The organism is Cyclobacterium sp. SYSU L10401 (genome assembly GCF_010993705.1).
GTDB lineage: Bacteria > Bacteroidota > Bacteroidia > Cytophagales > Cyclobacteriaceae > Cyclobacterium.
The window spans coordinates 214,876-234,501 of record NZ_WOFO01000001.1; the positions used below are offsets into that span (position 1 = coordinate 214,876).

The window sequence follows — 19,626 nt, forward strand, 5'->3', positions numbered from 1 at the left end:
AAATGAAAAATATTCTGATAGGTAAATATTGACAAAAACCCCTTTTAAAGTTTTTAAAAGGGGTTTTTTAGATCTATCTCCCGAATTAGTCTCATTCCTGTTTAAGAAAAAGGAAAAAATATTATACAAAAAGCTTGTTTTGTTGTTTAACAAATAGTAGTTTTGATTAAACAAAAAACAAAAACCATGACGACTCTTGAATTTAGCTACTCCCTCAATAAGTTAAGTAAAACACTAAAGCCTTTTGCCTTGAAATTAACCAGAGACATGGATGATGCCAACGATCTTTTGCAGGATACCATGGTCAAGGCTTTTACCAATAAGGATAAATTTGCAGACGGTACCAATCTAAAGGCTTGGTTATATACGATCATGAAAAATACCTTTATCACCAATTACCAGAGAATGGTGAGGCGGGGAACTTTCGTAGACACTTCTGATAACCTTCACTTTATCAATTCCGGATCAGTAGTCATTGAAAACGATGCTTTCGGAGAGTTTGCCATGAAGGACATCACCAAAGCCATAGAGAATCTGGATAGTGTTTACAAAACACCATTCATGATGCATTACAAAGGCTTTAAATACCATGAGATTGCAGAAAAGCTGGATATTCCGATAGGAACAGTAAAAAACAGGATTCATATTGCACGTAAACTATTAAAAGACGAACTTCAGGTGTATATTACCAAAAATTAAAAGATGACGAAAAGTAAAGTTGTAGTCATTGGTTCGGGATTTGCCGGATTATCTGCAGCAACCCATCTGGCAGCTGAAGGCCAGGAAGTTTTGTTACTGGAAAAAAACCATACCCTTGGCGGAAGGGCTAGAATCTTTAAAGCCGAGGGTTTTTCCTTTGATATGGGTCCTAGTTGGTACTGGATGCCAGATGTTTTTGACAGGTACTTCGAGAGATTCGGAAAGAAAACCCGTGATTATTATGACCTGTTGAGGTTAGATCCCTCCTATGCGGTGATTTTCGGTGAAGACGACTTCATGGAGATACCTGCCAACCTGCAAGAGCTAAAAAAGATATTTGAAGCTTTGGAGCCCGGTGCAGGAAAGCGGCTCGATGATTTTCTACAACAGGCAGCCTATAAGTACCAAAAGGGAATTCATGATCTGGTACATCGACCCAGTCTTTCCCTGATGGAGTTTGCGGATTTTTCTTTGCTAAAGGATCTGTTCAAAATGGATATTTTTCAATCCATGTCCAAACACATTAGAAAGTACTTTTCTCATGAGAAAATCATCAGGCTAATGGAGTTTCCGGTTTTGTTTCTGGGTGAAACGGCCCAACGCATTCCAGCATTATATAGTCTGATGAATTATGCTGACATTGCATTGGGAACCTGGTATCCCATGGGGGGCATGCATAAGATTATTGAAGGCATGGTTTCCCTTGCTGAGGAAAGGGGAGTTGAAATTCGCACCAATGCCGAAGTAAGTCAAATTGTAGGAAGTAATGGTAAAGCTCAACATCTTGTTTTGGCCGATGGAGAAATCATAAATTTTGATGTTTTGGTAGCAGGGGCAGATTACCATCATGTAGACAAAAATTTGCTGGACCCTGCAAATAGTAACTATTCCGATGACTATTGGGATAAACAGACCCTGGCCCCATCTTCGCTCCTTTTCTACCTGGGGATAAATAAAAAGTTGAAAAATCTCCGGCACCACAACCTTTTTTTTGATGAACCGCTGGAACCCCATGCCGAGGCGATTTACAGAAATCCGAAATGGCCGGAAAAGCCTTTGTTTTATGTATCAGCCCCCTCGCAGACAGATTCTTCAGTAGCCCCGGAAGGAATGGAAAACCTTTTTATACTGATCCCGCTGGCACCGGATTTAAAAGATGAGGAAACAATTAGAGAGGATTATTATAATAAAGTGATGGACAGGTTGGAAAAATTTACCCGGCAGTCCATCAGGCCCCATGTCATTTATAAAAGGTCTTATGCTCACAGCGATTTTAAAAAGGACTACCATGCCTTTAAAGGGAATGCTTATGGTCTGGCCAATACCCTCATGCAAACGGCCATATTAAAACCCTCACTGAAAAACAAGAAGCTAAAAAATTTGTACTATACGGGGCAATTGACTGTACCTGGTCCGGGTGTACCCCCTTCCCTGATATCCGGAGAAGTGGTGGCCAAAGAAGTCATGAAGACCATCAAAAAAACTTAAATAATTTCCATAAATTGAGCATGTTATGATCGATCAGCAAAAACTTTTTGATGAAACTGCGCTGGAATGTAGCAAGATAATTACCCAAAGGTACAGTACTTCGTTTACTTTGGGGATAAAGACCCTGCACCGGAAGTTTCACCTTCCTATCTATGCCATTTATGGTTTTGTGCGCTATGCGGATGAAATAGTCGATACATTTCATGATAAAGACAAACAAGCATTACTGGATGCATTTACTAAAGATACATACAGAGCCATAGAGGAGGGAATAAGTCTGAATCCGGTCCTTCATGCCTTTCAGCTTATCGTTAATCAGTATCAGATCGAACATTCACTGATAGCCGCTTTTTTAAAAAGCATGGAAATGGACCTTGATTTCACGACCTATAATGATTCCCGGTATAAAGAATATATTTACGGTAGTGCAGAAGTAGTTGGATTGATGTGCTTGCGGGTGTTTTGTGAAGGAGATGAAAAGGAATACAATAGGTTACAGCATGCTGCCTGTAAACTGGGTGCTGCATTTCAAAAAGTAAATTTCCTCCGGGACCTGAAAAGTGATTTTGAAGACAGGGGTAGGGTTTATTTTCCAGGGGTGGATTTCAAAACATTTGATCATACCATAAAATCTGAGATTGAAGCGGACATTGAACAGGATTTTGAAGCAGCTTTGGCAGGTATCCGCCAATTGCCAAAAGGAGCGATGTTTGGAGTGAAAATAGCCTATTTGTACTACCGGAAATTGTTTCAAAAAATCAAAAAGCTTTCTCCTGAGGTCATTACCCAAAAGCGAATAAGAATTCCGAATGCGCGAAAAATGATGCTTCTTGCCGGGACCTATTTGGGTTATAAAACAGGACTGGGATAAATGAAAGAGGAATATTACTACCTTGGTCTAATGGTCTTTACCATATTGTACCCGCTGGCACAATCCTTTGAACGCAGGATTCAATATTATAAAAAATGGCATGCCTTGTGGCCTGCTACGCTCGTTTCCGCATTGGTATATATTGTCTGGGACCATTGGTTTACGGTTCAGGGGGTCTGGTGGTTCAATGAGCGTTTTATCTTGGGTGTTTATCTATTCGAATTACCAGTAGAGGAAATATCTTTTTTCTTCATTGTACCTTTTGCCTGTATTTTCATTTACGAGGTTTTGATTTATTTCTTTCCCAGAGATTGGATGAAGCCGCTGGGTAGGCCGATGGTATATGTTTTGGTACCGGTACTGATTGTTCTGGGCCTGGTATTTAGAGAAAAGTTATATACCTCCTTCAACTTTATTTTCACATCACTGATTCTTTTGATTCATTTTCTTATCTTTAAAGATAAGGTATTGGGTAGGTTTCTTTTTGGATACCTGGTAACCCTGATTCCTTTCATGCTTGTCAATGGAGTACTTACAGGATCCTGGTTGGATGAACCCATTGTGGGATATAACAACGAGGAGAATTTAGGTATCAGATTGGGAACTGTACCTGTAGAAGACAGCGTATATTTATTTGGGTTGTTGCTGTTGAATATCAGTATTTATGAAAAGTTGCTAAATCGCAAAACATTTAATCAAAAGCCTGGTTTATAGTTTATGTTAAATTTGGATGTACATATTGACCAACATTCCGGTTTTTGTTTTGGTGTGGTTTATGCCATAGAAATGGCCGAAGAAATCTTAAATGATGAAGGTCATTTGTATTGCCTGGGGGATATTGTGCACAATGACGAAGAAGTCAAAAGATTGACCCAGAAAGGGTTGATCATCATCGATCACGAATCTCTGAGAACACTTAAGGATGAGAAGGTACTTATCAGGGCACATGGAGAGCCTCCTTCCACCTATGAATTGGCTATAAAAAATAACTTAACCTTGGTGGATGCCAGTTGTCCGGTGGTCTTAAAATTGCAAAACCGAATAAAAAATTCTTATGACAAAGAAGAAAATATCTATATCTACGGCAAGCATGGGCATGCTGAGGTCATTGGTTTAATGGGGCAAACCAGAAATAAAGCCATAGTTTTCCAGGATATTAGCGAGCTGGATATTCCCTCCCTTCCCAAAAACATTACCCTATATAGCCAAACAACCAAAAGCACTGACAAATTTTATGAGATCAATGAAATCCTGAAAGATAACGGCATTACTGTTAATTCTAACGACACCATCTGTCGGCAGGTATCAAACAGGGATAAGGAATTGAGGGAATTTGCCTCTAAGTTTGACCACATTATTTTTGTGAGTGGCACCAAATCTTCCAATGGGAAGGTGCTGTTTAATGTCTGCAAAGAAAAAAACCCACAAACTTATTTTGTATCCAGTCCGGAGGAAGTTCATTCTCATTGGTTTGCTGAAGGTCAAAGCGTGGGGATTTGCGGAGCTACCTCAACGCCCATGTGGTTGATGGAAAAAGTTCAGGACAGGTTAAGAGATTTTTGAATGTTTTAAATTTCTTATTTGTTTCTTTTTAATGATGGAGGTTTATCAGAATCAAAAGCTGGGTAAAAACATTGATCCTAAAGGAGTAATTATTGCCTTCACAATCATTCTTTTGTGGATGCTATCCCTTATTTTTTTACTTCATTTTCCCATTAATTACAACAATCCGGTTATTTATTTCGGAATAATATGGCAAACGCACCTTTATACCGGCTTATTCATCACTGCCCACGATGCCATGCATGGGGTGGTTGCCTCCAATAGAAAGTTGAATCATACTATTGGCTGGCTGGCGGCCATGTTGTTTTCCTATAATTTTTATTGGAGGCTATTTCCTAACCACCACAAACATCATCAACATGTGGCTACGGAGGAAGATCCTGATTATCATGCTTCAAACCGGTTTTTGCCCTGGTATTTCAGCTTTATATTGAACTATGTCAATATTTGGCAGATATTGCTGATGGCTGTAACGTATAACCTTCTAAAACTTATCTTTCCCGTGTCCAATTTGGTCTTATTCTGGATGCTGCCGGCGGTACTTTCCACTTTGCAGTTGTTTTATTTTGGGACTTATTTACCACATCGGGGAAGTCACGATAACAAACACCATTCCGGCACATTGCCCTCCAACCATATTTGGGCATTTTTGTCCTGCTATTTTTTTGGTTACCACTACGAACACCACGAGGCACCCAATACGCCCTGGTGGAGGTTATGGAAAACTAAAAATGGTTTGTAACACAAAAATCACCTTTTATTGACAAACATTTTTGTTTCATTTTGATTATACTTTCTAAAGCTATTGTCTCATGAAGAATCATTTATTGTTGCTGTTATTATTTTTTGGATTTCAATATATTCAGGCTCAGGATGGTGTAATCCAGGGAAAAATTATCAACCCCATCAATAATAACCCCATACCTTTTGCAAATGTAATCGTTCAGGGACTGGAGACTGGAGCAGTTTCTGATGAAGAGGGTAATTATGTCATTTCTGGTATCAAACCCGGCTTGTATAATGTCAAAGCATCTTTTGTAGGGTTTCAGTCCAAAACATTCTTTGAAGTGCAGGTCAGCAGAGCAAGACCGGTTCAATTGGATTTTGAGCTGGAGGAGGACGCTTCAAATCTGGATGAAGTGGTTGTTGATTCAGATTTTTCCAGATCGGAAGAAACCCCACTTTCAGCGAGGAAATTAAACGCAAATGAAATAGAGCGCTATCCGGGAGGTAACCGGGATATCAGCAGGGTAATTCAGTCGTTGCCAGGAGTAGCCAGTACTGCCAGTTTTAGAAATGACATCATCATCAGAGGAGGGGCTCCCAGTGAAAATAAATTCTTTATTGATGAAATAGAGGTGCCGGTCATCAACCATTTTGCTACCCAGGGTTCTTCTGGCGGACCTGTAGGTATATTGAATGTTAACTTAATCAAGAACGTAGAGGTGATCAGTGGAGGTTTTCCTGCCAACAGAATGAACTCCCTAAGCTCCTTTTTTGAGTTTCAATTAAAGGACGGTCGAAGGGATAAGATGTTTACCCAGGTAACGGTGGGAGCCAGCGAACTGACCCTCTCCAACGAGGGTCCGATTGGGGAAAATACGACCTATATCTTTTCAGCCAGAAGGTCCTATCTGCAGGGCTTGTTTCGGCTTCTTGGTTTACCCTTTTTGCCCACTTTTAATGACTTTACCTTTAAAACCAAAACCAAAATCAATGACAAGACGGAACTTACCGTTCTCGGTGTAGGGGCCATCGATCAGTTTTCGCTGAATTTTGATGTTCCGGGTGAAGAAAATACTGAAGAAAGAGAAAACAGATTATATCTTCTGGATAACCTCCCCATTTCTACCCAGTGGAATTATGCGACTGGCGTTAAATTAAAACGATTCCGGGATAATGGATACTGGACCTTTGTGTTGAGTAGGAACATGTTAAACAATAGGGCTTATAAGTATGCTCAAAATGATGATTCTTTAGAAGAAAACCTGTTGTTCGATTACCTTTCTCAGGAGAGTGAGAATAAATTCCGGGCAGAAAATAGCATTTTTAAGGACGGGCTTACCTTTCAATATGGGGTGAATTATGAGTTCAGCCGATATTTGATAGAAAATTTTGACCGGCAGGTTCTGGTTCAGGATGGACAGGAATTAAACATTTCATCCATTTCGCTTTTCAATAGTTACGGTGCTTTTGCGCTGGCAAGTAAAAAATATTTAGATGATCGATTGTTGGTGAATGTGGGCTTGCGGATGGATGGAAGTGATTTTGGAGAAACAGCCCTGAATCCCCTGAACCAGTTGAGTCCCAGGTTTTCTACCAGTTACCAGTTGAAGGAAAACTTATTCTGGAATGCCAATGCCGGTATTTACTATCAAAAGCCTCCTTACACGGTTCTGGGTTTTCAAAACAATGAAGGAGCTTTCGTCAACCAGGACAATGATGTTCGCTTTATCCGGGCTACACATTTTATTTCAGGTTTTGAATGGCAGTTTCCGGCGAAAAACAGAAAAGTATCTGCAGAGGTATTTTATAAAAAATATGGGAACTATCCCAGTTCTCTCAGGAATGGAATTGCACTTTCCAATTTGGGTGCAGATTTTGGGGTGATTGGGAATGAGCCCGTAAGCTCAGATGCAGAAGGAAGGGCTTATGGTTTGGAATTATTGGCGCAGCAGCGGCTTTTCAATGATTTCTATGGAATTGCTGCCTTGACCCTGGTCCGTAGTGAGTTTACCAATCCAAATACAGGATACCTGCCATCCTCCTGGGATAATCGGTTTATTGTAAGCCTTACGGCAGGCAAGCGCTTGCCCAAGGATTGGGAGATTGGAGGCAGGTGGAGGTTTTTGGGAGGAACCCCTTTTACCCCGTATGATTTTCAAGCCTCCTCCTTGCGCAGCAACTGGGATTTATTCAACCAGGGTCTATTTGATTTTTCCCGAATCAATGCTGAACGGCTCAATAGTTTTCATCAGTTAGACCTCAGGATAGACAAAAAGTACTTTTTTGATAAATGGAGCCTCAACTGGTATTTTGATGTGCAGAACGCCTATAATTTTCAGGCAGAACAGCAACCTGATTTGGTCCCTCAACGGAATGATCAGGACCAATTGGTAGTCGATCCGGAAGATCCTTCGCGTTACCTGCTGCGGGAGGTTCCTAATCCTGCAGGTACAGTTTTGCCAACTATTGGCCTGATTGTAGAATTTTAATCAGGCAATGTAGTATCTTCGGGCCTTGATGAAGAAAATATTCCTCTTTATTCTGGCCCTGTCTCCGTTCTTTTTTTCACCTGTTGCTGCACAGGACCTTCAGGGTGAAGACAGCATCAGTGGCAAGATCTCTACTGTTGACAAGCTTTTTGGTGTGGCTGATCGCATGGTTGACTTGTTAAGTACCGATTCCTGGACTTTTATTCCTGCATTTACCTATTCACCAGAAACCAGCCTTGGCATAGGGGGGCGGGCACTCAGGATATTTCGTTTAGGAGATCAAGCGGCTGTCCATACCCGCCCTTCTTCCTTGCCACTAACTTTGCTCTACACCTTAAATCACCAATTGATTCTTACCGGTGAGCTGGAACTATGGATGGATGAGAACAAGTCGTTTCTAAATAGCAGGGTAGCATTCTCAGATTATCCTTTTCAATTTTCAGGTATTGGGAATGATGTGGCAGCAGCGGAATATTATGCGACCAGGTATTTTTATTTTCATCTTTATTATGAACAAATGCTTGGAAAGGGTATTTACCTGGGACCAAGATATGAATTCAGGGTAGATGATATTTATGAAAAAACCCCCGGGGGATTGTTGGCAAGCAGAAATATACCTGGAAGCAATGGGCAGCGATTATCCGGATTGGGTTTGGCGCTGAATATGGATAAACGGGATAATATATTCCAGCCCACCAGGGGTGTATACCACCAGTTGACATGGATGAAGTTTCATTCTTTTTTTGGCAGTAATTTTGATTTTAGCCAGTGGGTTTTAGATTTCAGAAAATATTGGCCCATCAGGGAAAATCAGGTGTTCGTAGGGCAGGCTAGGTTTAGTTTTACCCAGGGAAGAGCTCCGTTTCAACATTTATCCCTGATAGGAGGTAGTGACCTGATGCGGGGTTATTTTGAAGGTAGGTACCGGGACAAGCACGCAATGGTGTATCAGGTAGAATGGAGATTTCCTGTCTACCGTAAACTTAGAATGGTTGGATTTGGAAGCGCAGGTCAGGTGGGAAGTTCTTTAGGGGCATTTGGATTCAACGCTAACCTGAGATTTGCAGCTGGGCTTGGCTTTAGGTACAGGCTGAATGATGACGGACTGAATTTGCGAATTGATTTTGCATTTGGCGATCAACCTGCCTTTTATTTTGGACTTAATGAAGTGATCTGAGTTGTTTTGCTTGTAATTTAAAGAGGTGACCATGGAAATAAATGCACTAAATAAACTGTTTGGAAACATGGACATTTATTTATTGGATCAATTGCTGAAGGGCAGGTTCAACAAAGAAATGATCATTTTGGATGCAGGCTGCGGTGAAGGAAGAAATACCCACTACTTTATTCAGCAAGGCTATAAGATCCTTGGTACAGATAGCAATCCTACAGCCATAAGTATGGCAAGGATCGCTGCAAAAACCCTGGATCCTACTTTTGATACACAGCGTTTTCAAGTAGCTAATGTGGAGGAGCTACCTTTTCACGATGGGGCTTTCAATGTCATTATTAGCAGTGCTGTCATGCATTTTGCGAATGATTTGACGCATTTTACGGCCATGATGCAGGAACAAATGCGTGTACTGGCGCAGGGTGGTTTGTTTTGGTTAAGAATGTGTACTGATGCAGGTGGCTGCTTTACGGGTATGGCTGCCACTTCAGATAAAAAACAAAAGCTTCCTGATGGTACCGAACGTTTCATCCTTACAGATGAATTGGCCCAAAAGATCATGCAGCAATATGGACTGATGCCATTGGAACCGGCTAAATCTGTTTTGGTACATGGCCAAAGGGCCATGGGGGTGTTTTTACTCCAAAAGGGTAGGTTTAAATAAAAAATGAGCGAATCATTCATGATACAGATGGACTTACAATACGCCCTGGAATTGATTGGGACCTATTTTTTTGCTATATCCGGTGCGTTGGCAGTTCAGGATAGAGAACACGATTTATTTGGAGCTGGATTTACCGGATTTATTACTGCTATTGGAGGGGGTAGTTTGAGGGATATTCTTTTAGGTGCCTATCCTTTGGTGTGGATTGGAAATGTGAATTTTTTGTATGCCATCTTTGCCGGATTGATCACCACTTTTCTTTTTTCTTCGGTAGTAAGCAAGCTCAGAAAAACATTTTTCCTATTCGACACCCTTGGTATCGCCTTTTTTACCATTTTGGGAGTGGAAAAATCTTTGCTCTTGGGTTTCAGGCCAGAAGTAGCTGCGATCATGGGCATGTTCAGTGCAGTAATGGGAGGGGTAATCAGGGACACCCTGACCAATGAGATGCCCATCTTATTCAGGAAAGAGGTGTATGCTTCTGCCTGTCTGGCAGGAGCAGTGGTATATTTAGGGCTGAATTATTTTGGATTGGAAAGAAACATCAATTTGCTTGCATCCATTGCCCTGATCATTTTAATCAGACTCATAGCTGTAAGATTTAAACTTAGTTTACCCACCCTGAAATGAAAAATGTGAGAATAAAATGACAACCAACAGGGGTGAATTTTCATTTATTAGGGTATATCTTTAATCGTACATTTAAAAATCAATTCATTTTATGCAGATCAATATTTTTCAAAGTAGCCAAACGCTACACCAGGCGGTAGCGGATGAAATAATCGAAACTGTAAAATCCAAGTCTGACAGCGTATTGGGTTTATCCACCGGAAGTTCTCCGGTGGAAACCTACAAGCTACTTGTAAAAGACCACAAGGAAAATGCGACAGATTATCGCAGGATAGTGACCTTTAATCTGGATGAATATGTAGGCTTGGAAGGAGATCACCCACAAAGCTACCGTTACTTCATGAATACCCATTTGTTTAACCAGCTCAATATCCCGTTGGCTCAAACCCATGTTCCCCTGGGTGTTGGAGATCTGGAACAGAATTGTAAAGCCTATGAAAGCCAAATCCTGGCTGCCGGAGGGATTGATCTTCAGTTGCTGGGCCTTGGAACGAATGGACATATTGGCTTCAATGAACCTGGGACTCCATTTAGCAGCAGCACCCATGTTACGCCACTTCTAAAAGAAACCATTGAAGCCAATTCCCGTTTTTTTGGGGCCAGGGAAGAAGTGCCTACTCAAGCATTAACTATGGGGATAAAAACCATCATGGAAGCCAGGAAAATTATTCTTCTGGCCTATGGAAGCCATAAGGCGGCAGCAATCAGGGATATGGTCAACGGCCCGGTTTCGGATGCTCTACCTGCCAGCATTCTACAAAATCATGGGGATGTCACCTTATTTTTGGATGAAGAGGCTGCATCCTTATTGCAATAATTGATTAAGTGGAGGAAGGGCTTGTAGGGGAACCAGAATTTTTGATCCGGTTTAATATTAAATTTCGGAGGTATATTTTGAAAACAGTGCCCTTTCCTACTTCACTTTCAATCTTAATTTTACCATCATTGGCACGGATTTGCTCCCTGACCAGGTACAGACCCAGCCCCTTACCCTCTACGTGGTTATGAAAGCGCTGGTACAGACCAAAAATACGGTCACCATACCTTTCCAGGTCCAGTCCGATACCATTGTCTTCAAATTGAATCACACAATAATTTTTTTCCCTATAGGTAGAAATCCAAACTTCGGGTGGACGGTCAGGATGCTTGTATTTGACTGCATTCGTCATGAAATTCATGAAAAAGTTTTCTAAATGGGCATAGACGTAATTCATTTCTTCCAAACCCGAAAAATCCTTGTGAATTTTGATTCCTGATTCTTTTAGTTGGTTAAAAAGGCTTTTTTCAACGTTGTTGAGCAGCATTTTGAAATCAATCAATTCTACTTTGGGAATTTTTTGTTTCTTTATGGATACCACTTCTATCAAATCCTGAAGGGTAGCATCCAGCAGGCTGGTAGATATTTTTAAATTTTCCAGCACCTCCTTGTTCTCCGGATCTGCCGGATCTTCCTCATTAAAAAGGTCGATTAATAGAGAAATATTGACTATAGGAGCCCTCAAATTATGGGATACAATGTAGGCGAAACGCAAAAGCTCTTCATTGTGTGATTTTAAATCTTTGATCAGCTTTTCCCTTTCAGCTTCCATTTTTTTTGCCTCGGTAATGTTTTGTTTTACCAGTAGAATCCGATCAGTTAGCCCGGAATCATTCTTCAAGGGAACACCAATTTTCAAAAATTTTTGCTGATTGGCTTCAATTTCGTATGAAACTGTTTTGCCACGCAATATTTTTTCGAGGTTTCTTTTTGTAAGGGTTAAATTTTCTCCCAAGAATTGATCCAGGTGATTGGTGCCGACTAGTGTTTTGGGGTCTGTTCCTGATAACCTGTATTCCTCTCCGTCTGTAAATATGTAGTTGAAGGATTTATCTAAAACATCGATGGTGCCCCTGGGAAAGTTTTCAGCAATACTTCTGTAAAGTTGTTCAGAAGCAATCAGTTTCTTTTCCGAATGTGTCCTGTCGGTGATATCATCCACGAAGACTACATAAGATACTTGATTCTTTCTTCCGTATTGGATGCGGGTAAAGGATATCTTTAGCTCCTTATAATCATCCTTTTCATGGTGAAGTAAATAGTATGCGGTGCTTTTTTTTGAACGGGAGAACTGAGTAATTACTTCTTGCAGACTTTCTTTTTTACCCTCTTTGATCAATACCGTTTCCATTAATTCCTCCTTTTTTTTCAGGTTGAAAATGGGAAGGGTTTTGTTATTGATCAATGTGATTTCAAACTGATGGTTAACCGCAAAAATGGCATAGGCCGTACCATTGAGTATGGCATCATGCATAAAGTTAGTCTCCTGCAAGGCAGATTCAAATCTGTATCGCAGTAGTTCCTTGCCTATCCAGTCTCCCAGGATGCGGAATAATTCCTCATAGAGGTATTTGTTTTTTACCGGCTTATCATCCAAAAAGCAGAGGGAGCCAATTTTAATGTTGGTTTTATCTAACAAATCTATCCGGATTATTGACGAAATCCCGTTGTTTTCAAAAAACTCAGTAGATGGGCAAAAGTCCGGATGATCAGTATCTGTGATCAATATGCTGGAATGTGGTTGTTCATTATAGAGTTCCTTGTTGATAAACTTGGTCCATTTTTCCGAGGTGTTTTTCAATTTTTTCCCTAATCTCCTTAAGGAAACCAATTCATAAGTATGACTGAAAGGGTTTAAATTGGTCACCATACAATAGGTAAAGCCAAGTTTCTTAAAGATCAATTGGGTGATTTCATCAAAAAGCGTGATGCCTTTGAAGAGCGATGAAATTTCAGAAACTTCCTGAAGGGTTTTTTGAATGAATTCCTTTTCTGAAAGGTCCTGCAAAATGCCTTCCTTTTCCTTGAGGTGTTTTTGGGCTTTGCTAATTTCTGAAACATCATTGAGGATACCGACCAATATGGTTTTATTCGAAGGAATATTGTAAAACACCTTCAAACTGTTTTTTAGGTGCAGGTAATCCCCGTTTTTAGTTTTGACCTGATAGGTGTATGTATAAGCATCTTTTTCATAGTGGTCAGCAAAGAGCAGGTCCTTTACCTTGTTCCTGTCATCAGGATGAATGATTTCGAGCCAATCCCAAACAGAAAATCTTTTGAACCTGGATTCCTGATAACCAAGTAATTCATTAATTGCCCCGGACCAAATCATTTCCCTGTCCTCCTTCAGGTATTCGAAGTAAATGATATCTAAAAAGCTGTTGTTCAGGTAATTTGATTCTTCCTCTATGAGGTTAGGAAATTTGGGCCGATGAGCATCTTTCTTCAGGCTGAGCAGGTGGTAGCCATTTTCCAGGTTATGGTTGTCGAGTTTTAAAATATCAAGATCCAATACCAGACCGTTCAGTTGACCTTTGCAGAGTTGTTCAAGTTTGCGGGTATCCGAAAACCTGTATTTTTCATTCAGGTAGCGGCAAAAAGCCTCCAGGTTTTCAGGAAAATACCCCGAGGGATTTTTGATGTCTGTAAAAATATGTTGTCTTTCGCTCTGGACTATCCAGGAGGACTGTATTTGCGGGGGCCTTTTGGGATTGATCATGGCGTTTACCAGATAGGTTCCATCTTGCTGAGCCATCGTAAAGCCTTCAATCCTCACCCAGGTAAAGCAGGAATGATTCACAAATAAAGGGACATCCAACACCTCAGCACGACCCAGAAAATCAAATATGGTTTCAAAAATTGGTTTTTTGACCGTAGGAAACACCCGACTAAAAAAATCCACCTGGTACATTTTAACGGGATCATTGAAAATTCCGAAGAATCCTTTCGATACATAAAGGGTCTCAAAATCCTCTTGACCTGTCTTCTTAAAAGTGAGTAACAAGTTGTTAAAAATCTTCTCAGGCATCTATGACTTTGAATGGATTACTACTATTTTGTAGGCAAATATCTTAATAATTTAAGAAAAAATATATAAAAACCGCAAATTAGATGTGATTATCAAAATTTTATATAGGAAGTTCATTAAATAACATGTATGTGTAAAATCACAATTGCTTTTCCAGTAAAAAGGTGATATTATGTAAGGTACGCTTTTCCGGGTCTGATGGGTCGGTACGTAATAGTTCCAGTGAAATTACCTTTCCTTCTTCAGACCTCAGCAGCTCCGTAATGTCTGACAGGTCCCAGAAGACGGCTGGGATTTTATTGATGGTAATGATTTCATCAAACATTTTAACCCCTTGCCGATCAGCGGGTGAATCTTCCCTGACCTGGCTGATATAAAACCGCTTGTCTTCAGCAGAGTAAACCCTTACCATCAGCCCACTCATATCGTACTTGAACTCATCGCTGAATTTTGCCCCTTTCTTGTAAAGCATCCTTTTTCGGGGATAATCCATGATGATTTTCATTCGATTGAGTATATCAGAGCCTAAACTCCCCTGCCTTCCTGTTTCGATAATCACATTAGAAAATTCATTTTCTTCCGGATAGGAAGTAATGACATTTCTGAATTTCAACCCATGAATATTTACCCTTTTTACCCGAGCCACATAACCAAACAAATCTCCTCCCAGAGATCTTCCCAGGTCACTTTCAAGGTTATTTTCCGGCAGTACGATGTCTTCATTGGTTTCCTGATTCAGGAGTAAACCATGATTGGCTCCGGTGTCAATGAGCAATTTAGCTGCCAAATCCGGTCCTTTTATCTGTCGGATGGTGGTTTCTATGTAGGGTTTGTTTCCCTGCATTTCAATATCTATCATCCTAAATCCAAAAGGGCGCCATTTCAAGGCAGACCTTCGATAAAAAACTATGGTGCTGTTATCATAATCAATTTTAACGGGATTGTTTTTGAAAAACTCATGGCCAATTACCCCGAATACCGGTACACCGATGACCTTTTCGAGTTCCAAAAAATCTTCATCCAAAACCAAAATTGCCTGAAATATCCCTTCTACCGGTCCCAGATCAAAATGGTTATTGGGTGACACAGAAGCACTCAGGACGGTTTTGCCGTCTGCTCCAACCAAATTGAGTTTCCGGGTATACTGCATCTCCATTTTATCCGCCAGGGTTTTGCTGAAGAAAATATTGGATTTCACACCGGTATCAAAAAGGAAATTGACCTGTTCCCCTCCATTGATGGAAACAGGCATAATGATAAGACTGTTGGAATCGATAAATGGCAGTTTAACTTTTCTTTTTTCCTCTTTCATATAGAAACCGGGAACCTGGCCTTGCAGGGAAAAAGCAAAGAAAAATAGAAACAAAAATACAAATGATCTTTTGCTGCTTGGGTGCATAGATGCTTGATTCGAATTGGCAGTATTAATATATAAAATAAATTTCAGTACAAAGACTTTAACACCTTTTCTTTGCTGAAGTTTGGGTTTTTAAGGTACTTATTTAGAAAGATTGGAAATAAGTCCTTGGGAGCCTCCTTGGAATGTCAATCGGTTTGATTAATCTAAAAAATACCTCATCTTTAATATTTAGAATGATACAACCATGGCCGATAAGTCAATTATTGAAAAAGCAAAAAAAATATTCGAAAACTATCTGATCCGTCAAGGAAGCCGCAAAACGCCGGAAAGGTTTTCCGTGATAGATGAATTGTATGCCTTACCACAGGATGAGCACATTGATGTGGAAGGTTTATTTTTGAAAATGAGAAATGGAGGGTATTCCATCAGTAGGGCGACCATCTACAATACCCTGGACCTATTGGTGGAATGTGGACTTGCCGTAAAACATCAATTTAAGGATAAGGTGGCCTTGTATGAACAAGCACTGACCTATAAGCACCATGACCATCATGTCTGCAACCAATGTAGAAAAATAAAGGAATTTTCTGATCAGAGGATAAACCTGATCAAAGATGCCATGGGAAAGGAGTTTTCTTCACACATTACCAGTCATTCTTTGGTATTATATGGGGATTGCGAGATTCCCGACTGCGAGAATTTACAGGTGATATAGCCATCAATTTTTACCTGCCGGCTTCCCGGAAAAGACCCTTTTGTATATGGGCTTGCGCATGGCAAACTGTACATAGAGAGCGGGATACAAAAAAAGGTTCAAAATAAAATGGTGTCCCTGGTAATGGATTTCATCCCTGATTACCGATTGGTTTTCCCCTTGTTTAATAACCCTGTGTTTGTGCTTCCAGGATTTCAGAAAAAAGGGGAGTTTTTTGCCTTCATCAATAAAGAAAAATTCATTTTCATCCGTGTGATCAGCTGTAATTTCACTGGTCCACACTTGCTTGAACAATAAAAAATTCAATTCCAGACTTACCAGATCCCCTTTGCTTGATCCATCAAATCGCAATAACTTTACAGGAGGAAAAGGAGGGTTGAGGGCTTCAAATAAGTCCCTGTTAAAACCCTCCTTTACACTCAGGTATGGCTGATCTACTTTTGTGGAAAGATTAATTCTCATCCGATCTTCATTGCTTCAAACTATTATTGCATTTTTTTCAAATACTGGAACAGGTCACTGTCGGATGAGATCACCAGATTAGTTTGTTCATCCAGAGAATTCTCCAATGCTTCCATGGACCTTAAAAATTTATACAATGAAATGGATTGTTGGTTTTTGTTATAAGCCGAGGCATAAATGGCTGTAGCTTCTGCATCAGCTCTACCTCTGATTTCTTCCGCCTCTCTTTTGGCTTCAGATTGAATCTGTGCCAGATCCCGCTCCTTATCACCCTGAATTTTCCGGGCTTCTCCCTGGCCCTCCGAACGAAATTGATCAGCAATCCGGTTCCTTTCACTAATCATTCGGTCATAAACACGGTCCCTGACTTCATCTACGTAGTTCATCCTTTTGAACCTGAAATCTAAAATCCTTACCCCAAGGTCTGTGGTCCTTTCATTGGCCTTTTGCAGTACAATTTCTTCTATGGCCTCTCTTCCAACCTCAATGTCTTCCAGGATTTCCAATTCTTCCATAAAATCTTCCGTAACCTCAGGTTCCCGATTGGTGGACCGAACTATGTCAAGTAAGTCATTGCTGGCAATGGCATTCCTTGTCTCTCCATCCAGGATATCATCCAATCTGGATTGGGCGGATCTCTCATCACGTAACCTGATAAAAAACTGAAGGGGATCCGTAATCTCCCAACGCGCATAAGTATCGACAAAAATAAACTTTTTATCTTTCGTGGGAACCTGATTTTTGTCTCCGTCCCACTCCAGGTATCGCTTGTCAAAAAACTGTACTTTTTGGATGATGGGAATCACGAAATTTACTCCTGGATCAGTCCGGGGTTCTCCTACCGGCTTCCCAAATTGGGTAACAATCGCCTGTTCTGTCTCATCAAGGATAAAGACACTTTGCCCAATAAAGAAAATGGCGATCACAACCAGAATTATATATAATATTTTACTTTTTTTCATATGATTATTATTGTCTTTTCGCATTTAGATAGCCTGTCTCCATACTAAATCGGGGGAATCTTTGACGATTAAAATAACCATCGCCCTGTGTGTTTAACGATGATTTTAATGGTGTCGATTTCATGAGATGCTATTTTTAATATCGCTTTTTAAAAGTGAAATTAGGGTGCCGGGTTTGTATTGGCCTTATTCAGGTTAAGTAGCGGTAAAACATTGCTTCCCCGCTCATCTGTAATGATTTTATTCCCGATTTTGGGAAGCACCTTTTCAAGGGTTTCCAAATACAGCCTTTGCCTGGTCACCTCCGGTGCTTTTATATAGGCTTCAAATACGGAATTGAATCGTTCTGCTTCACCCAGTGCTCCATTGACCCTGTTTAGGGCGTAGGCCTCTGCCAGCTGTATGGTTTCCAATGCTTCTCCCCTGGCCCTGGGGATCACCCGGTTATAATCGGCCTCTGCCTGATTGATCAGGGTTTCCCGTTCTTGCTGTGCTTCATTCACCGCATTAAAACTTGGTTTTACCGGCTCAGGAGGGTTGACATCTTGTAATACTACCTGGTCTATACGGATGCCATTTTCATACTCATCGCACATCTCCTGCAGCAATACTTCTACACTCGTAGCGATTTCCTGCCGGCCAACGGTCAATACCTCATTGACGGTTCTGTCCCCCACAATTTTTCTCATGGCTGCCTCCGACATGTCATTCAGCGTTTTTTCAGCGTTTCGTACGCGAAACAGGTAATTATAAGAATTCACGATCCGGTATTGTACTACCCACTCCACATCGGTGAGGTTGAGATCTCCTGTGAGCATCATGCTCTCGTCGCCATAACCTGATTTAACATATTGAGACTGGGTACCGGATGCGGTGGTTCTGAACCCAAATTCTTGTTTGAGTTGCCTTTGAACTGGAATTTTATACATGGTTTCGGCAAAGGGGATGATAAAATTCAATCCGGGCAAAACAGTTCGGTTATACTCTCCCAATTGAATCACTACTCCCTCTTCTTCCGGGCCGACGGTCTTGATTGTAGAAAACAACAAAATCAGTGCTGCAATTACAAAAATAATCTTGGACAAATATTTTTTTATCCAATCTGGATTGATATTGATTTCAAATTGATTGTCTGACATAAAACAGGCTATATTTTTTCGCAATTTACGATTTCTTGACTGATTTACACCAGTTAAAACTTATCATTTGACCGTACTGCAGGAATGGACTTTAAAACATCCAAAGGAATAAAATAAACAGGATCAACCAAATGGCATCCATGAATTTCCAATAAACCGAAAAAAGCCCCAGTTTCATGGCTTCATAGGGATTAGCCAAAAGAATCAGGGTGCTAACCGGGTCTTTTTCAGATTTTTGTATTTGAACCAGCAGCACAAAAGCATATATCAGGGCCCCAGCCAAATGAAATAAATGAATGCCACTCAAGAGGTAAAGAAAACTTCCCGAAGGAAGCCCCTTAAAATCTATACCCATATTGGATAGCTCACGCCAACCTGTGAATTGTAAGGTTGAGAATAGCAAGCCAAGCAGTAAGGTGATAAAAAGATAGATTTTTGTTTTTTCAATGTTATTGCTGTTAAAGTAAGGGAGGATTTTTCCAGAGGTAAAACTGCTAATAATAATGACCATACTGCTGAGGATAAATGATTTAGGGATAGCAAACTGGTCATACCTGCCGGCTTCAGGTTGAGAATTTACAAAGGCCGTCATCAGGAATAAAAAAATCAATCCACTGCCAAACATACCCAGATACATGATGGTCCTGTATGGATGCAGGTTTTCAATTTTTTCAAACCAGTGGATTTTCTTTTCTTTTTGCATAAGCTCACCAATGAAACATTACAAACACAATTTTTGTTGGTTCGTTCTGGTATTAGTTTTGAATTTTCCAGACAGGTTTCTCCTGTTGGAAAAGGAAATGAGGACTATTACAGGGGAAATTAATAAATTGCGACAATTA

At 40.4% G+C, this 19,626-nt stretch carries 18 protein-coding genes; 12 read left to right on the forward strand and 6 right to left on the reverse strand.

Annotation, left to right across the window (positions count from 1 at the left end; all coding sequences use genetic code 11):
* The first annotated feature begins 186 nt into the window (after positions 1–186).
* From GL182_RS00920 to nagB, 11 genes are all read left to right on the forward strand, one after another.
* Positions 187–699 (forward strand): RNA polymerase sigma factor, encoded by a 513-nt coding sequence (locus tag GL182_RS00920; RefSeq protein WP_163377693.1) that lies wholly within the window; start codon positions 187–189, stop codon positions 697–699.
* 3 nt (positions 700–702) lie between these two features.
* Positions 703–2,187 carry a phytoene desaturase family protein gene (locus GL182_RS00925; RefSeq protein ID WP_163377694.1) on the forward strand — a complete coding sequence of 495 codons (1,485 nt, stop codon included), beginning with the start codon at positions 703–705 and terminating at the stop codon, positions 2,185–2,187.
* A 25-nt stretch (positions 2,188–2,212) separates the two neighbouring features.
* Positions 2,213–3,058, forward strand: coding sequence for a phytoene/squalene synthase family protein (locus GL182_RS00930; protein ID WP_163377695.1), 846 nt, complete (start codon positions 2,213–2,215; stop codon positions 3,056–3,058).
* Positions 3,059–3,772: a lycopene cyclase domain-containing protein gene (locus tag GL182_RS00935; protein WP_163377696.1), complete on the forward strand. Its 714-nt coding sequence runs from the start codon at positions 3,059–3,061 to the stop codon at positions 3,770–3,772.
* Positions 3,773–3,775: 3 nt separating this feature from the next.
* The gene (locus tag GL182_RS00940) at positions 3,776–4,621 is read left to right on the forward strand and encodes a 4-hydroxy-3-methylbut-2-enyl diphosphate reductase (RefSeq protein WP_163377697.1); all 846 of its coding nucleotides are present in this window, start codon (positions 3,776–3,778) and stop codon (positions 4,619–4,621) included.
* 34 nt (positions 4,622–4,655) lie between these two features.
* The gene (locus tag GL182_RS00945) at positions 4,656–5,363 is read left to right on the forward strand and encodes a fatty acid desaturase (protein WP_163378479.1); all 708 of its coding nucleotides are present in this window, start codon (positions 4,656–4,658) and stop codon (positions 5,361–5,363) included.
* A gap of 70 nt (positions 5,364–5,433) precedes the next feature.
* Positions 5,434–7,836 (forward strand): TonB-dependent receptor, encoded by a 2,403-nt coding sequence (locus GL182_RS00950; protein WP_163377698.1) that lies wholly within the window; start codon positions 5,434–5,436, stop codon positions 7,834–7,836.
* A 28-nt stretch (positions 7,837–7,864) separates the two neighbouring features.
* Positions 7,865–9,013 carry a BamA/TamA family outer membrane protein gene (locus GL182_RS00955; protein WP_163377699.1) on the forward strand — a complete coding sequence of 383 codons (1,149 nt, stop codon included), beginning with the start codon at positions 7,865–7,867 and terminating at the stop codon, positions 9,011–9,013.
* Between the two features lie 31 nt (positions 9,014–9,044).
* A complete protein-coding gene (locus GL182_RS00960) occupies positions 9,045–9,671 on the forward strand; it encodes a class I SAM-dependent methyltransferase (RefSeq protein WP_163377700.1) in 627 nt (208 codons plus the stop codon).
* A gap of 27 nt (positions 9,672–9,698) precedes the next feature.
* Positions 9,699–10,301: a trimeric intracellular cation channel family protein gene (locus tag GL182_RS00965; RefSeq protein WP_163378480.1), complete on the forward strand. Its 603-nt coding sequence runs from the start codon at positions 9,699–9,701 to the stop codon at positions 10,299–10,301.
* A gap of 91 nt (positions 10,302–10,392) precedes the next feature.
* The gene (gene nagB, locus GL182_RS00970) at positions 10,393–11,118 is read left to right on the forward strand and encodes a glucosamine-6-phosphate deaminase (RefSeq protein ID WP_163377701.1); all 726 of its coding nucleotides are present in this window, start codon (positions 10,393–10,395) and stop codon (positions 11,116–11,118) included.
* Between the two features lie 4 nt (positions 11,119–11,122).
* Here nagB and GL182_RS00975 read toward each other — a convergent pair whose 3' ends face one another.
* A complete protein-coding gene (locus tag GL182_RS00975; RefSeq protein ID WP_163377702.1) occupies positions 11,123–14,146 on the reverse strand; it encodes a PAS domain S-box protein in 3,024 nt (1,007 codons plus the stop codon).
* A 139-nt stretch (positions 14,147–14,285) separates the two neighbouring features.
* Positions 14,286–15,545 carry an aspartyl protease family protein gene (locus GL182_RS00980; protein ID WP_240469499.1) on the reverse strand — a complete coding sequence of 420 codons (1,260 nt, stop codon included), beginning with the start codon at positions 15,543–15,545 and terminating at the stop codon, positions 14,286–14,288.
* Positions 15,546–15,750: 205 nt separating this feature from the next.
* On the opposite strand from GL182_RS00980, the gene GL182_RS00985 reads away from it, so the two are divergent.
* Entirely contained in the window at positions 15,751–16,221 is a 471-nt protein-coding gene (locus GL182_RS00985; protein ID WP_163377703.1) for a Fur family transcriptional regulator, read from the forward strand.
* A gap of 3 nt (positions 16,222–16,224) precedes the next feature.
* On the opposite strand, the gene GL182_RS00990 is transcribed toward GL182_RS00985, so the two are convergent.
* The 4 genes from GL182_RS00990 to GL182_RS01005 all read right to left on the reverse strand — a co-directional run bounded on the left by GL182_RS00990 (position 16,225) and on the right by GL182_RS01005 (position 19,487).
* A complete protein-coding gene (locus GL182_RS00990) occupies positions 16,225–16,683 on the reverse strand; it encodes an SRPBCC family protein (RefSeq protein WP_163377704.1) in 459 nt (152 codons plus the stop codon).
* A gap of 23 nt (positions 16,684–16,706) precedes the next feature.
* On the reverse strand, positions 16,707–17,645 hold the full coding sequence (gene hflC / locus GL182_RS00995; protein ID WP_163377705.1) for a protease modulator HflC: 939 nt from the start codon (positions 17,643–17,645) through the stop codon (positions 16,707–16,709).
* 161 nt (positions 17,646–17,806) lie between these two features.
* A complete protein-coding gene (hflK, locus tag GL182_RS01000; protein ID WP_163377706.1) occupies positions 17,807–18,784 on the reverse strand; it encodes an FtsH protease activity modulator HflK in 978 nt (325 codons plus the stop codon).
* 91 nt (positions 18,785–18,875) lie between these two features.
* Positions 18,876–19,487 (reverse strand): heme-copper oxidase subunit III, encoded by a 612-nt coding sequence (locus GL182_RS01005; RefSeq protein ID WP_163377707.1) that lies wholly within the window; start codon positions 19,485–19,487, stop codon positions 18,876–18,878.
* Positions 19,488–19,626 lie beyond the last annotated feature (139 nt).

Coding starts and splice junctions, on each gene's coding strand:
- GL182_RS00935 (WP_163377696.1), top strand. CDS start 3,059: ATGAAAGAGGAATATTACTACCTTGGTCTAATGGTCTTTACCATATTG.
- GL182_RS00940 (WP_163377697.1), top strand. CDS start 3,776: ATGTTAAATTTGGATGTACATATTGACCAACATTCCGGTTTTTGTTTT.
- GL182_RS00985 (WP_163377703.1), top strand. CDS start 15,751: ATGGCCGATAAGTCAATTATTGAAAAAGCAAAAAAAATATTCGAAAAC.
- hflK (WP_163377706.1), bottom strand. CDS start 18,784: ATGTCAGACAATCAATTTGAAATCAATATCAATCCAGATTGGATAAAA.
- GL182_RS00990 (WP_163377704.1), bottom strand. CDS start 16,683: ATGAGAATTAATCTTTCCACAAAAGTAGATCAGCCATACCTGAGTGTA.
- GL182_RS00975 (WP_163377702.1), bottom strand. CDS start 14,146: ATGCCTGAGAAGATTTTTAACAACTTGTTACTCACTTTTAAGAAGACA.
- nagB (WP_163377701.1), top strand. CDS start 10,393: ATGCAGATCAATATTTTTCAAAGTAGCCAAACGCTACACCAGGCGGTA.
- GL182_RS00950 (WP_163377698.1), top strand. CDS start 5,434: ATGAAGAATCATTTATTGTTGCTGTTATTATTTTTTGGATTTCAATAT.
- GL182_RS00945 (WP_163378479.1), top strand. CDS start 4,656: ATGGAGGTTTATCAGAATCAAAAGCTGGGTAAAAACATTGATCCTAAA.
- GL182_RS00925 (WP_163377694.1), top strand. CDS start 703: ATGACGAAAAGTAAAGTTGTAGTCATTGGTTCGGGATTTGCCGGATTA.
- GL182_RS01005 (WP_163377707.1), bottom strand. CDS start 19,487: ATGCAAAAAGAAAAGAAAATCCACTGGTTTGAAAAAATTGAAAACCTG.
- GL182_RS00930 (WP_163377695.1), top strand. CDS start 2,213: ATGATCGATCAGCAAAAACTTTTTGATGAAACTGCGCTGGAATGTAGC.
- GL182_RS00955 (WP_163377699.1), top strand. CDS start 7,865: ATGAAGAAAATATTCCTCTTTATTCTGGCCCTGTCTCCGTTCTTTTTT.
- GL182_RS00960 (WP_163377700.1), top strand. CDS start 9,045: ATGGAAATAAATGCACTAAATAAACTGTTTGGAAACATGGACATTTAT.
- GL182_RS00980 (WP_240469499.1), bottom strand. CDS start 15,545: ATGCACCCAAGCAGCAAAAGATCATTTGTATTTTTGTTTCTATTTTTC.
- hflC (WP_163377705.1), bottom strand. CDS start 17,645: ATGAAAAAAAGTAAAATATTATATATAATTCTGGTTGTGATCGCCATT.
- GL182_RS00965 (WP_163378480.1), top strand. CDS start 9,699: ATGGACTTACAATACGCCCTGGAATTGATTGGGACCTATTTTTTTGCT.
- GL182_RS00920 (WP_163377693.1), top strand. CDS start 187: ATGACGACTCTTGAATTTAGCTACTCCCTCAATAAGTTAAGTAAAACA.